Origin of the sequence: Vibrio sp. EA2, from assembly GCF_033042495.1 — a bacterium.
Lineage (GTDB): Bacteria > Pseudomonadota > Gammaproteobacteria > Enterobacterales > Vibrionaceae > Vibrio.
Window position 1 is genome coordinate 143,827 of the sequence record NZ_JAWLID010000006.1, and the last position, 13,627, is coordinate 157,453.

Annotated in this window: 11 protein-coding genes; 4 read left to right on the top strand and 7 right to left on the bottom strand. The window is 46.9% G+C overall.

Annotated elements, in window-relative coordinates; all coding sequences use genetic code 11:
- Positions 1 to 87: 87 nt before the first annotated feature.
- The 3 genes from zapG to degS all read left to right on the top strand — a co-directional run bounded on the left by zapG (position 88) and on the right by degS (position 3,351).
- Entirely contained in the window at positions 88 to 531 is a 444-nt protein-coding gene (zapG, locus tag RXX31_RS14620; protein WP_317590260.1) for a Z-ring associated protein ZapG, read from the top strand.
- A gap of 190 nt (positions 532 to 721) precedes the next feature.
- On the top strand, positions 722 to 2,089 hold the full coding sequence (locus RXX31_RS14625; RefSeq protein ID WP_317590262.1) for a DegQ family serine endoprotease: 1,368 nt from the start codon (positions 722 to 724) through the stop codon (positions 2,087 to 2,089).
- A 197-nt stretch (positions 2,090 to 2,286) separates the two neighbouring features.
- A complete protein-coding gene (degS, locus tag RXX31_RS14630; RefSeq protein WP_317590263.1) occupies positions 2,287 to 3,351 on the top strand; it encodes an outer membrane-stress sensor serine endopeptidase DegS in 1,065 nt (354 codons plus the stop codon).
- Positions 3,352 to 3,407: 56 nt separating this feature from the next.
- Here the strand turns inward: degS and parC are convergent, their stop codons facing one another.
- From parC to nudF, 6 genes are all read right to left on the bottom strand, one after another.
- Positions 3,408 to 5,693: a DNA topoisomerase IV subunit A gene (gene parC, locus RXX31_RS14635; protein WP_317590264.1), complete on the bottom strand. Its 2,286-nt coding sequence runs from the start codon at positions 5,691 to 5,693 to the stop codon at positions 3,408 to 3,410.
- A gap of 3 nt (positions 5,694 to 5,696) precedes the next feature.
- Positions 5,697 to 7,577 (bottom strand): DNA topoisomerase IV subunit B, encoded by a 1,881-nt coding sequence (gene parE / locus RXX31_RS14640; protein WP_317590266.1) that lies wholly within the window; start codon positions 7,575 to 7,577, stop codon positions 5,697 to 5,699.
- A 252-nt stretch (positions 7,578 to 7,829) separates the two neighbouring features.
- The gene (yqiA, locus tag RXX31_RS14645; protein ID WP_317590267.1) at positions 7,830 to 8,414 is read right to left on the bottom strand and encodes an esterase YqiA; all 585 of its coding nucleotides are present in this window, start codon (positions 8,412 to 8,414) and stop codon (positions 7,830 to 7,832) included.
- A gap of 47 nt (positions 8,415 to 8,461) precedes the next feature.
- Positions 8,462 to 9,268, bottom strand: a complete 807-nt coding sequence (gene cpdA / locus RXX31_RS14650) for a 3',5'-cyclic-AMP phosphodiesterase (RefSeq protein WP_317590268.1) — start codon at positions 9,266 to 9,268, stop codon at positions 8,462 to 8,464.
- A gap of 46 nt (positions 9,269 to 9,314) precedes the next feature.
- A complete protein-coding gene (locus RXX31_RS14655) occupies positions 9,315 to 9,773 on the bottom strand; it encodes a DUF1249 family protein (RefSeq protein ID WP_317590269.1) in 459 nt (152 codons plus the stop codon).
- 3 nt (positions 9,774 to 9,776) lie between these two features.
- Complete coding sequence (gene nudF, locus RXX31_RS14660) at positions 9,777 to 10,424, bottom strand: ADP-ribose diphosphatase (RefSeq protein WP_317590270.1); 648 nt, start codon at positions 10,422 to 10,424, stop codon at positions 9,777 to 9,779.
- A 229-nt stretch (positions 10,425 to 10,653) separates the two neighbouring features.
- Here nudF and tolC point away from each other — a divergent pair, with 229 nt between their 5' ends.
- Positions 10,654 to 11,982 (top strand): outer membrane channel protein TolC, encoded by a 1,329-nt coding sequence (gene tolC, locus RXX31_RS14665; RefSeq protein WP_317590271.1) that lies wholly within the window; start codon positions 10,654 to 10,656, stop codon positions 11,980 to 11,982.
- Between the two features lie 158 nt (positions 11,983 to 12,140).
- Here the strand turns inward: tolC and hldE are convergent, their stop codons facing one another.
- On the bottom strand, positions 12,141 to 13,571 hold the full coding sequence (gene hldE / locus RXX31_RS14670; RefSeq protein WP_317590272.1) for a bifunctional D-glycero-beta-D-manno-heptose-7-phosphate kinase/D-glycero-beta-D-manno-heptose 1-phosphate adenylyltransferase HldE: 1,431 nt from the start codon (positions 13,569 to 13,571) through the stop codon (positions 12,141 to 12,143).
- Positions 13,572 to 13,627 lie beyond the last annotated feature (56 nt).

Below are 13,627 nucleotides of genomic sequence, written 5' to 3' on the forward strand. Positions count from 1 at the left end.
TCGGCTGTTCAAGCCATAGTAACATGGACAAGCACCGCGTGTAACTAAGTAGTAAAAGACTTGTTAAAACAAATATAAGGAGCAGTTATGCCTTGGATTCATGCCATTGTGGGTTTGCTGGTCGGTACAATAGTAGGCGTAGTCATTAGTAGACTAACCACCCCTGAATACAAAAAACAGAAGTCTGTACAGAAAGAACTTGAGTCGGCGAAGTTTGAACTAGAGCAACAGCGCCAGGAGCTCGTTGACCACTTTGCCCAAACCGCAGAAATGTTAGACACCTTAGGTAAAGATTATACCAAGCTGTATCAGCATTTAGCGAAGACATCTTCAGAGCTTTTGCCGAATCTACCTGAACAAGACAACCCGTTTGATAAGAAGACGGCGATGGCTTCTGAGCAGATCAAAGAAGATCAGCCAGATATGAGCGAGCAGCCAAAAGACTACGCCAATGGCGCTACTGGTCTGTTAAAGGATCAAGAGAAAGAAGTCATTAACGCTCCTGAAGCAGTCACGGCCAAGGCATCATAACGTCTCTCTCCTCCCCTATCAGGTCGATACAAAACACATTTTGTATCGACCCTTTTTGAACTTTTCTGAAACAGCCATCTCTAACTTACTTGTGGACTGCTCCCCCTTTTGATTATCCCAACTAATCCCTATATTACTAAATAGTTAGGATATTTCTTTTTGGCAGACATGTTTCAAGAGGAGTTATTGGATGAAAAAACCACTGCTTGCACTGACCGTTCTATCTCTAAGTTTGAGTTCTATCTTAACGCCAATCCAGGCGACAGCAGCCTTGCCGCTCAGCATGGATGGTCAGCAATTACCTAGCCTCGCACCCATGCTGGAAAAAGTGACCCCGGCGGTAGTCAGCATTGCGGTAGAAGGTAAACAAGTACAAACCAGCCGTATTCCCGAGCAATTTCAATTTTTCTTTGGCCCCGACTTCCCTACGGAGCAAACGCGAGAGCGTCCATTCCGTGGCTTAGGCTCCGGTGTCATCATTGATGCGAATAAAGGTCATATCGTAACGAATTATCACGTAATAAAAGGGGCGGATGAAATTCGAGTACGTTTGTATGACGGTCGAGAATACGACGCTGAGTTAGTCGGTGGCGATGAGATGGCCGATGTCGCGTTGCTAAAACTGGAAAAAGCCAAGAACCTGACACAAATTAACATCGCAGACTCGGACAAGCTTCGCGTCGGTGACTTTACGGTTGCAATTGGTAACCCATTTGGCCTAGGTCAGACCGTCACATCAGGTATTGTTTCTGCCCTTGGTAGAAGCGGCTTGAATGTCGAAAATTTTGAAAACTTCATTCAAACCGATGCGGCGATTAACAGCGGTAACTCAGGTGGCGCATTAGTTAACTTAAATGGTGAGCTGATCGGTATCAACACCGCTATTTTAGGTCCAAACGGCGGCAACGTCGGGATTGGCTTTGCGATTCCTTCCAATATGATGAAAAACCTGACCGAGCAAATCTTAGAGTTCGGTGAAGTCAAACGCGGCATGTTAGGGGTTCAAGGTGGCGAAGTCACCTCTGAGTTAGCAGAAGCACTCGGTTACGAGTCCAGCAAAGGGGCATTCATTGGCCAGGTTGTTCCTGACAGTGCTGCGGATAAAGCTGGCTTGAAAGCGGGTGATATCATCGTGTCCGTGAATGGTAAATCAATTAATACCTTCTCTGAATTACGTGCAAAAGTCGCAACACTTGGCGCAGGTAAAGAGATTACCTTAGGTATTGTTCGTGATGGTAAAGAACAAACCTTCGACGTCACGCTTGGTGAATCAACCAACGTTAAAGCGAAAGCGGAAACACTGCATGATGGTCTGAAAGGTGCTGAACTAAGTAACACCAACCAGAGTGATTCAGTTCAAGGGGTAAAAGTAACCAGTGTTGTTGAGAACTCACCAGCAGCGCAATACCAGCTGCAAGAAGGTGACATTATTATCGGTGTGAACCGTCAACGCGTGAAAAACCTCGCTGAACTTCGTGCCATTGTCGAGAAGCACACAGGCGTACTGGCACTCAATATTCAACGCGGTGATCGTACTATTTATCTGGTAATTCGATAACTGTATTCGTGCAAAAGTGAACAGGTAAATCTGCTTTGGATACATAACATTCGGTGACAGAGCTCTAATACTTTGATCAACTTTTAAGCGGAAAATTAAAAGGGCAGCACAATCAGGTGCTGCCCTTTTGTTATTTTTCAATGAAATGCTATTCTTCATCTTCCAATGCCGCTTTGGCGTTCACACATGGAGAGGATATGCTTAGCTTTTTATTACGTTCTGTCTTTTTGGGCTTAGCAACCGCTGCCATTATTCTACTGGCGGTTCCATCTTTACGTCATAACGTAATTCCAGCAGCGCTTGAACCACAACCAAGCAATATCGCCTCTCTAGAGATCTCTTTCAATCAGGCTGTAAGAAAAGCCGCCCCTGCCGTGGTGAATATTTACAGCCGGAAGTATGTGGAAAATGATCGCAGCAAGCTTTCCACACAAGGTCTGGGCTCTGGTGTGATTGTCAGTGAAAAAGGTTACATCATTACCAACTACCATGTGGTCGCTCAGGCTGACCAAATCGTTGTAGCATTACAAGATGGTAGAGCAGCCGCCGCACAACTTGTTGGTACCGACAAACGCACCGATATTGCCGTACTGCGCGTAGAGGGAACGAATCTGCCCGTAATCCCCCTCAATTCAGAATACAAACCTCAAGTCGGCGATGTGGTGCTGGCTATTGGTAACCCATACAACTTAGGACAAACCACCACTTTTGGTATTATCTCCGCGACTGGGCGCTCTTCTATCAGTGACGGACGCCAAGCCTTCATCCAGACTGATGCGGCGATCAACGAAGGCAACTCCGGTGGTGCTTTGGTCAACACTCAAGGTGAATTAGTTGGAATCAACACCGCTTCATTCCAGCAAGCAACCGATTTAGAAACCTATGGCATTTCATTTGCCATACCCGCCCCCCTCGCCAGTAAAATCATGCAAAAGATCATTGCAGACGGCCGCGTGATTCGTGGCTATATCGGCATTGATGGTCAAGATATTAATGCTGTCACCGCTCGTTTACTCGGTAATGAGCATATTGGCGGCATTGTTGTGCTCGGCATTGACCCTAATGGCCCAGCAAGTGCTGCTGGTTTCGAGAAACAGGATATTATTATTAGTATTGATGGTAATAAAGTTCAGGGACGTCAAAGCGTAATGGATATTGTCACTGATTTACGTCCTGGCACCACGGTTGATGTGGGCATTATCCGTAAAGGCAAAGAGATAACATTAAAAGTTACGATTGCTGAAGATAAACAAGAAGCATAAAAAATCCCAGCCACTTCAACTGGCTGGGATTTGTGTTTTATCTATTCTTATTCGTCTTATTCGCTTTCGCTCGACTCTTCAGTGCTACCCGACTCACCGAGTTCAACTTCAATTCGTGTCACTCGTTGTAGACCTCTTGGTAGCAGACTACCTCGACGCCCACGCTCACCACGGAAGTTATCTAAGTCGGTAGGTTTTAAGCCCAGCTTGCGCTTACCCGCGTAAAGCGTCAGAGAGGCGCCCTGTGGCAGAGCCATCAGATGTGACAAGACTTCTTCTCGCTCTTTCGCTTTCGCAGCAGGAATGTTGATAATTTTATTCCCCTTACCTTTCGCCAATTGTGGCAGGTCTTTAATTGGGAATAGCAACATACGCCCTTGGTTGGTGATCGCCAGAATTTCATCAGCATCCAGGTCTTTAACCTCTTTTGGCGTCATCACTTCAGCGTTCGCTGGCAAGGTTACTAGCGCTTTACCACTGCGGTTCTTCGACAATAAGTCAGAGCCTTTACATACAAAGCCGTAACCTGCATCAGAACCCACTAGCCAAAGCTGTTCTTCTTCGCCCATAATCACCTGGCGAATGCTGCTGCCAGCCGTGATATTCAAGCGACCAGTAATTGGCTCACCTTGGCTGCGTGCCGATGGCAACGAGTGCGATTCAAGCGAGTAGCTTCGACCATCACTACCAAGGAAGACGGCAGGCTGGTTGCTCTTGCCTCGTGCATGAGCCAGATATTTATCGCCAGACTTATAGTTCAAGCCTTCCGCTTCAACCTCGTGGCCTTTCGCGTGACGAATCCAGCCTTTTTCAGACAGGACAACCGTGATCGGCTCACTTGGTACCAGATCGCGCTCGGTCAATGCTTTTGCTTCAGCGCGTTCCACCAGTGGCGAACGACGGTCGTCACCGTACTTCTCTGCATCCGCTTTGATTTCTTTCTTCAGCAGTGTATTCAGACGGCGCTCAGAGCCCAATAGCTGCTCTAGCTTTTCACGTTCTTTTTCTAACTCTTCTTGCTCACCACGGATCTTCATCTCTTCCAGCTTGGCAAGATGACGAAGTTTGGTATCCAGAATCGCGTCTGCTTGAATGTCAGTGATACCAAAGCGCTCCATCAGCACCGCTTTTGGATCGTCTTCAGTACGGATGATCTCAATCACTTCATCCAGGTTGAGGTAAGCAACCAACAAACCTTCTAAGATGTGCAAGCGAGCCATCACTTTGTCTAAGCGATGTTGCAAACGACGGCGAACCGTAGCACGGCGGAACTCAATCCACTCAGATAGAATCTGAACCAGACCTTTCACCTGAGGACGGTTATCCAGACCAATCATGTTCAGGTTAACGCGGTAGCTGCGTTCAAGATCCGTAGAGGCAAACAGGTGGTTCATCAAGGTATCGCAATCGACTCGGTTAGAGCGGGGAACAATAACGATACGCGTTGGGTTCTCGTGATCCGATTCATCACGAAGATCTTCTACCATAGGCAGCTTCTTCGCGCGCATTTGGTTCGCGATCTGCTCAAGCAACTTAGAACCAGACACTTGGTGTGGAATCGACGTGATAACGACTTCTGAGCCTTCTTTGTGCCAGACTGCACGCATTTTGATGCTGCCACGGCCATTACGGTAAATCTTCTCAATGTCCGCCTGAGGTGAAATGATCTCGGCTTCCGTGGGATAGTCCGGACCTTTCACATACTGCATTACGTCTGGCAGTTCAGCTTTCGGATGATCGATCAGATGGATGGTCGCGTCCGCAATCTCACGTACGTTATGTGGAGGTATATCCGTTGCCATACCAACCGCAATACCCGTCACACCGTTGAGTAAGATATGAGGCAAACGCGCAGGCAACATTTGTGGCTCTTTCATCGTGCCATCAAAGTTAGGTTGCCATTCGACCGTGCCCTGACCTAATTCGCCCAGTAGTACTTCGGCAAACTTAGACAGTTTCGCTTCGGTATAACGCATCGCGGCGAAGGATTTGGGATCATCTGGTGCCCCCCAGTTACCCTGACCATCAACCAGCGGATAACGGTAAGAGAACGGCTGTGCCATCAATACCATCGCTTCGTAACACGCAGAATCACCGTGTGGGTGGTATTTACCCAGCACGTCACCCACGGTACGCGCTGATTTTTTATATTTTGCTGATGCTGAGAGACCAAGCTCCGACATCGCGTAGATGATGCGTCGTTGAACCGGTTTTAAACCATCGCCAATATAGGGCAATGCTCGGTCCATAATGACGTACATCGAGTAGTTCAGATAAGCGTCTTCGGTGAACTTGCGCATTGGCAACTGTTCAACGCCATCGTAAGTAATTTCTGTAGACATTCGTTAAACCTCTGCCAAATCGCCGTTGTTTTGTAGCCATGAGCGACGATCATCTGCACGCTTCTTACCAAGCAACATGTCCATCACTTCCATGGTCGCTGCAGAGTCGTCAATGGTTAACTGCACCAGACGACGCGTATTCGGATCCATGGTCGTTTCACGTAACTGAAGTGGGTTCATCTCACCCAGACCTTTGAATCGCTGGACGTTGATTTTGGCTTTCTTCTTCGATAAACGTTCTAAGATGCCATCTTTCTCATCGTCATCCAGTGCGTAGAACACCTCTTTACCACAGTCGATTCGGTACAGTGGCGGCATGGCAACATAGATATGGCCTGCTTCAACCAGTGCGCGGAAGTGACGTGTGAACAAAGCACAAAGCAGTGTTGCGATGTGTAGTCCATCCGAGTCCGCATCGGCAAGAATACAGATCTTGCCGTAACGAAGACCGTCGAGGTTGTCGTTGTCAGGGTCGATACCCAACGCAACAGAAATGTCGTGTACTTCTTGTGACGCCAGAACCTGGTCGGCAGACACTTCCCAAGTATTGAGAATTTTACCTCGAAGTGGCATCACTGCCTGAAACTCACGATCACGCGCCTGTTTTGCTGAGCCACCTGCCGAGTCACCCTCGACAAAGAAGATTTCGGTTCGGTTTAAGTCCTGTGCCGAACAGTCGGTCAATTTACCTGGTAAAGCCGGACCTGATGCCACTTTTTTACGTACGACTTTTTTTGCCGCACGCATACGACGGTGCGCGTTGGCAATACAAACTTCAGCAAGTTGCTCTGCCAGTTGTGGTTTTTCGTTCAACCATAGACTAAAAGCATCTTTTACTACGCCTGAGACGAATGCCGCCGTTTGACGAGATGAAAGACGTTCTTTGGTCTGGCCTGCAAATTGCGGGTCTTGGATCTTCACTGACAGCACGTATGAACAGCGGTCGAAGATGTCGTCACCGGTCAGTTTCACACCACGAGGAAGCAAATTACGGAATTCGCAGAACTCGCGCATCGCCTCCAATAAACCTTGGCGCAGACCATTAACGTGTGTGCCGCCCTGAGCAGTAGGAATAAGGTTCACGTAGCTTTCGGTGATCATCTCGCCGCCTTCTGGCTGCCAGATCACGGCCCAGTTTGCGGCTTCAGTTTCTGCAGAGAATTCACCAGTAAACGGTTCTTCTGGCAGAACGGTGTATCCTTTAACGCCTTCAGCCAGATAGTCTTTTAAACCATCCTCGTAGTGCCACTTGTAGTCTTTGTTGTTCACTTTGTCTGTGAACGTGATTTCTAATCCCGGACAAAGAACCGCTTTCGCACGTAGGTTGTTGACCAAGCGCGTCACAGAGAAGTTTGCCGAATCAAAGTACTTCGCTTCTGGCCAGAAGTGCACACTGGTACCACGATTACGGCGGCCACATGTGCCGGTGACGGTAAGGTCTGAGACTTTATCACCATGTTCAAACGCAATCTCGTATACCTGTCCATCGCGACGAACGGTTACTTCCACACGTTTAGACAGTGCGTTTACTACTGAGATACCTACCCCGTGGAGACCACCAGAGAACTGGTAGTTTTTATTCGAGAATTTACCACCCGCGTGAAGCTTACATAAAATCAGCTCGACGCCAGAAACTTTCTCTTCTGGGTGGATATCAACAGGCATGCCTCGACCATCATCGATCACTTCCAGTGATTGGTCAGCATGTAGGATGACTTGTACTTTTGAGGCATGTCCGGCTAGCGCTTCATCGACACTGTTATCGATAACTTCTTGGCCCAGGTGGTTCGGGCGCGCTGTATCCGTATACATCCCTGGTCGGCGACGTACTGGCTCTAAGCCATTCAGTACTTCAATGGCCCCAGCATTATATTGTTCAGTCATAATACGGAATTGTTCTCAACGTTTATTTGTCTCCTGCACAACACCAATCAGAATGTGCTTACTCAGGAAACGAAAAAAGCCACCCTGTTTGTATCTTTAAGTGTTTGTAAATCTGATACATAACAAAGTAGCCAGAGTCTATGACCCTTAAGATCTTTCAGCAAAATATAGTCGGAAAGCAAACCGCCTATGTCAAGCAACGGTTGGATATATCAGTAAAAACTATGAGCGTATTCCAATCGTTCCTATCGGTTACAGTTGTAGAAATTCGATAATCTTTGCAGGATAACGCTCAAAGCCTACAAAACTGTGATCACCGCCTTGTTCTACTGTTTGCTTGGATTTTGCAAACTTATTTACCGCCTGGCGATAGTCCAAAACCTCGTCTTCGGTTTGCTGCAGTAGCCAAAACGAGTCTGGCGATGCGATGCTTTGTACATCAAGAGCTTTCAACTCGTCAATATGGCAAGTCTCAAGTGTATAAGTTTCATTCGTGTAGGGGTTAGTTTGTTCGCCTAAATAGTCGACTAACAACTCGTAAGGTTTGACGGCCGGATTAACAACCACCGCTTTAAACCCAAATTGACTGTTCAGCCAAGTCGACATGAAGCCTCCTAGCGAACTGCCTACTAATCCGATTCGGTAATCGTTCTGATACTGCTCGACGATTTCTAATAAGAGTTGAGCAGCCAGCTGAGGAAAACACGGTAACTGAGGAATGATCACTTTGATGTCTGGACGATGCTGCTGACAATACTCTCTCATTAAATTCGCTTTCATTGAGAGTGGTGAGCTATTAAAACCGTGTATGTACAGTAATAGAGAAGGTTTCGTCATAAAAGTCTCACATAAAAAGAAAGCCCGAACATCATGTTCGGGCGGGATTAGTATCCGTTCGAGGAGAAATCGGGTTGGAACTGACCTTCTGGTAATCGATTAACCTGGGTCGTAATCTCACCACTTGCATGCAGCTCTAACTCTCGCCAGCCAGGTGAAGTGGTATCTAATGCAAAATCATCTGAGTTAGGCTTGAATTGCACACACGTAGAAGGTGTCGCCATCACTCGAATACCTTGATGAAGCACATTCATATCTTGATGAACATGACCGCACAGAATCCCTTTAACACCATCAAAACGTTCGACAATCTGCCAGAATGCTTCTGCATCTTTCAGAGTGTGTTGGTCTAGCCAGGCACTACCAACCAGAATTGGGTGGTGATGCAATAATACCAGCGTATAACGCTCTGGGTACTCGGATAATTTATCTTCAAGTAATGTCAGCTGCTGATCGCTTAAACGACCATGTGGAACGCCGACAACTTGAGAGTCAAGCAGAATCACTTGCCACTTGTCACCCAGCAGCACATGCTCTGTTGCCTTGATCTGTTCTGATGGAAGCACACTGCCCATATTGGGTTTGTAGTCATGATTGCCCGGCAGCCAAAAACAATCTTTCTCGAGCGGGGCAATGCCTGCTGCGAATCGTTGATAAGATCCCGCACTATGATCTTGCGAAATATCCCCGGTAGCTAAAATGTAATCAAACCCCACTTCGCGGCGTAAAACCTCATCAACCACAGCAGAAAAGCTGTCGGCCGTTTTTACGCTCAGCAAACTTCCCTCATCGGCGTCAAACAGATGAGTATCCGTGATTTGTAAAAGTTTGATGCTGTCACTAGATGATTGCAAAATGAAAACCTGATTCGTCCACTATATTGTTATTTGTTATTTTCCTTTAGTGACGTGACGAGCAATTGAAGGCAAGTGGGGTTCTACTGATTCCACTTTTTAAACAAAACGTCAGCCATTCACCAAGGAACGTGTTTAGTTGATGCTTTTCATCTCGTTGCATCAATTTGTCGTTGGGATAATCATATTTAGCTTTAATGCGAGAGAAGTCTCCGCTTGAGCATACTTCCGCTACCCTCGCATCGTGGTAAAGCCTGACAGACATCGTAGGTAAAGGAAACACTGGTGTTTCATCACTCTGACATATCTCAACAACTGTGGTGTATTTTGTGACTTCATTCACGGTCAGTTGGTAAACCATATGTGCAGCCTGATAGCAGCGCACGTCACCAACCTCGGCAGAGATAGGCAGCAAGGCGTTTAATTTAGCGTAGTTGGTCTCATAGGTTCTCATTAGACCCGCTAAATCAACATGATATCGCTGTTTTTCAGCTATCTGTGCCATTACTTACTCTCCACCGTTATGGGGGCTTCCCCACTGTGATTTCAACTCTAAATGGTTTAATTGCAACCATTGTACTGCAATAATTGAGGCAGCATTTTCAAGTTTTCCATCTTTCACCCATTGATATGCTTCTTCACGACTGATGACGTGAACTCGAATATCTTCATCTTCATAGTCTAAACCATGAATGCCGTCTGCTTTAGAAGCATCGACTTCTCCGACAAAAATATCCAACTTTTCTGAGCATCCGCCTGAAGAGGGATAGTAGGAGGTCACAGGTATAACACGCCCTACATCAAGACCCGCTTCTTCTTGCGACTCTCGGCGGATCACATCTTCAACCGATTCGTCTCGATCGATCATGCCAGCTACAATTTCTAGCTGCCAAGGATGCTCACCTTCTAATGCACCAACTCGTATTTGTTCAATGACAACAACCTGATCCAGGATTGGATCATAAGGCAACATCGCCGCAGCGTGTCCACGTTCAAACATTTCTCGCTCGACAACATTACTCCAGCCACCAGCAAAGAGCCGGTGTTTGAAACGGTACTTCACCATTTTAAAGAAGCCCTTAAACAGGGTCTCTTTGGAGATGATTTCCACATCTTGTGAAGTAAACTCGTCTTGTCGCTTGTCACACTGTTGCATTCAACACCTCTCTGAGTGAATCTTGTAGTGTACTCATTGTTAATCATTTGCTCAAAGGACTTGGCTCAACTTTTTGTATAATAGTTATAATTTATTTTAAGTATTGTACAAATTTTTATTGCACAACTGGATAATTACGTGTAAAAAAATGCAAAGTTTAGAGTAAATATCGTCCAAATTGAGTTAAACTACTGAGAATTAACCAATCTATTGACCGCGGGAATAGAAAATGAAAAAATTGCTTCCACTATTTATCAGTGCAGCGCTAGGTAGCATAAGTGCATCAGCTTATGCAGACTCATTATCTGACATCTACGACTTAGCAAAACAAAACGATCCACAATTGCTTAGCGTAGCAGCGCAGCGTGACCAAGCTTTCGAAGCAATCACTTCAAGCCGTAGTGCCCTTCTACCACAAATCAATTTAACTGCGGGTTACAACCTGACTCGTGGCGACGTCGAGTACGATTCTAGTGCCTTCAGCGACGCGTCAAACGATGCTAATGATCTAACTGCGGGTATTAACTTCTCTCAAGAGCTCTACAACCGTGCATCTTGGATCTCATTAGACACCGCAGAGAAAACAGCTCGTCAGGCAGACGCAACTTATGCTGCCACTCAACAAAGCTTGATCCTTCGTGTTTCACAAGCGTACTTTGAAGTACTGCGTGCTCAGGATAACCTTGTGTTTGTTCGTGCAGAAAAAGCAGCGGTTGGCCGTCAGCTTGAGCAAACCAAACAACGTTTTGAAGTCGGTCTTTCTGCTATCACCGACGTACATGATGCACAAGCTCAATACGATGCGGTACTTGCTGATGAAGTATTAGCAGAAAACGACCTGATCAACAGCTACGAATCATTGCGTGAAATCACCGGTCAGGAACACAAAAATCTGGATGTGCTTGATACAGATCGCTTCTCTGCAAGCCGCTCGGATAGCCCAGCTGAAGACCTAATTGAAATCGCAAAAGAGCAAAACCTAAGCTTGTTGTCTTCTCGTATTTCACAGGATATCGCTCGTGATAATATTTCACTGGCAAGTTCAGGCCACCTGCCAACTCTGTCGTTAGATGGTGGTTACAACTACGGTGATACTTCTCACAGTGATCGTGATTACACTACTGACAACTTCAATATCGGCGTTAACCTAGCTCTGCCTTTATACACAGGCGGTAATGTGACTTCGCAAACTAAACAAGCTGAGTACGCTTATGTTGCTGCAAGTGAAGATCTCGAAGCTCAGTACCGCAGCGTAGTGAAAGATGTTCGCGCTCAAAACAACAACATCAACGCATCAATCGGTGCATTGAAAGCTTACGAGCAATCTGTAGTTTCTGCTCGCTCAGCCCTGGAGGCGACAGAAGCAGGTTTTGATGTAGGTACTCGTACCATTGTTGACGTACTGGATGCGACTCGCCGTTTATACGATGCAAACCGCAACCTATCTAATGCTCGTTACGACTACATTCTAAGTGGCCTGCAGTTACGTCAGGCAGTGGGCACTCTGAGTGAGCAAGACATCTTGAATATCGATGCAGGTCTGACGCCAGTAAACTGATCGATTAACAGGACAAGCAAAACGCCAGTTACAACTAAGTAACTGGCGTTTTTTACTGCCTGAACAGTCCGGCTTTAACCTTGCTCTCGCTCAAGGGAACAAAAAAGGCCACCCACAGGTAGCCTTTTACTCACGATTTAATCCGAAGACTAAAGGACTTAACCTTTGCCGCCCTTAATCGCGTTGATGATTTCACTGGTCGAGCAGCCGTCTTCAAAGTTAAGTACACGAACTTCACCACCTGCCGCAATCACTTCTTTACCACCTGCAATCTCTTCTGGTTTGTAGTCTCCGCCTTTAACCAGCAAGCTAGGCAGTACTTCAGAAATAAGGCGCTGTGGCGTGTCTTCGCTAAACGGTACCACCCAGTCCACGGCACCTAATCCTGCCAATACCGCCATACGACGATCGGTTGGGTTTACCGGACGGCCAGGACCTTTAAGACGCTTAACCGACTCGTCAGTATTCACCGCGACAATAAGGCGGTCACCCAGCTCGGCTGCATGATTAAGGTAAGACACATGACCTGCGTGAAGAATGTCAAAACAGCCATTGGTCATCACCACCTTCTCGCCTTTAGCGCGCGCTTTTTTCACGGCCTCAATCAGTGCTTTTTCTGAAATCACACCAAAGTCCGTGTCTTTACTGCCATGTACCGCTTCAGCGAGTTCAATTTCAGACAGAGTCGATGTCCCCAACTTGCCAACCACAACACCTGCAGCCGCATTTGCCAAAGCGCACGATTCTTCAAAAGATTTACCCGCGGCGAATGAAGCTGCCAATACAGAAATAACTGTATCGCCTGCACCCGTTACGTCATACACTTCTTTTGCTTGTGTTGGCAGGTGGAAGGGTTCCTGACCACGACGAATCAGGGTCATGCCATGCTCGCTGCGGGTGACCAGCAGTGCTTCAAAGTCAAACTCTTCCACAAGCGCCAGGGCTTTTTCCACCAGCTCCTGGTCTGATTTCACTTTGCCAACCACATCTTCAAACTCTTTCATGTTTGGCGTCAGCAGGGTCGCACCACGGTAGCGTTCAAAGTCCGCGCCTTTTGGATCTATAAACACAGGAACGTTTGCCGCACGCGCTTTCTGAATGTATGCCTGCACATGCTCAAGCGACCCTTTAGCGTAGTCTGACATGATCACGGCTTTAACATTTGGCAGAGCGACATCCATACGATTGAGCACTGGCTCTGCATCGGTATTTTCGAACTTGTCTTCGAAGTCCAAACGAATCAACTGCTGACCACGGCTCATTACGCGGAGCTTGGTGATCGTTGGGTACTCTGGTAACGCCACAAAGTCACATTTTACTTTGAGCGAGTTTAGTGTCTCTGTCAGAACTTTCGCAGGTTCATCCATACCCGTCAGACCAACAATGTGAGCATGACCACCCAATGACGCGATGTTCATCGCAACGTTTGCCGCACCACCAGGGCGCTCTTCATTGTTTTCTACTTTCACAACAGGGACTGGCGCTTCTGGTGAAATACGTCCAGTAGGGCCATACCAGTAACGATCTAGCATGACATCACCGATGATAAGCACACCAGCGCTGTTGTAATCAGGTAGAATTGGTTTCATTATTGGTCTCCAAAAATTAAATCGAGCAGAGTTTACCACAGCCCTTATCGGGGCTA

Coding starts and splice junctions, on each gene's coding strand:
- RXX31_RS14625 (WP_317590262.1), top strand. CDS start 722: ATGAAAAAACCACTGCTTGCACTGACCGTTCTATCTCTAAGTTTGAGT.
- degS (WP_317590263.1), top strand. CDS start 2,287: ATGCTTAGCTTTTTATTACGTTCTGTCTTTTTGGGCTTAGCAACCGCT.
- yqiA (WP_317590267.1), bottom strand. CDS start 8,414: ATGACGAAACCTTCTCTATTACTGTACATACACGGTTTTAATAGCTCA.
- tolC (WP_317590271.1), top strand. CDS start 10,654: ATGAAAAAATTGCTTCCACTATTTATCAGTGCAGCGCTAGGTAGCATA.
- parC (WP_317590264.1), bottom strand. CDS start 5,693: ATGTCTACAGAAATTACTTACGATGGCGTTGAACAGTTGCCAATGCGC.
- nudF (WP_317590270.1), bottom strand. CDS start 10,424: ATGCAACAGTGTGACAAGCGACAAGACGAGTTTACTTCACAAGATGTG.
- parE (WP_317590266.1), bottom strand. CDS start 7,577: ATGACTGAACAATATAATGCTGGGGCCATTGAAGTACTGAATGGCTTA.
- RXX31_RS14655 (WP_317590269.1), bottom strand. CDS start 9,773: ATGGCACAGATAGCTGAAAAACAGCGATATCATGTTGATTTAGCGGGT.
- hldE (WP_317590272.1), bottom strand. CDS start 13,571: ATGAAACCAATTCTACCTGATTACAACAGCGCTGGTGTGCTTATCATC.
- zapG (WP_317590260.1), top strand. CDS start 88: ATGCCTTGGATTCATGCCATTGTGGGTTTGCTGGTCGGTACAATAGTA.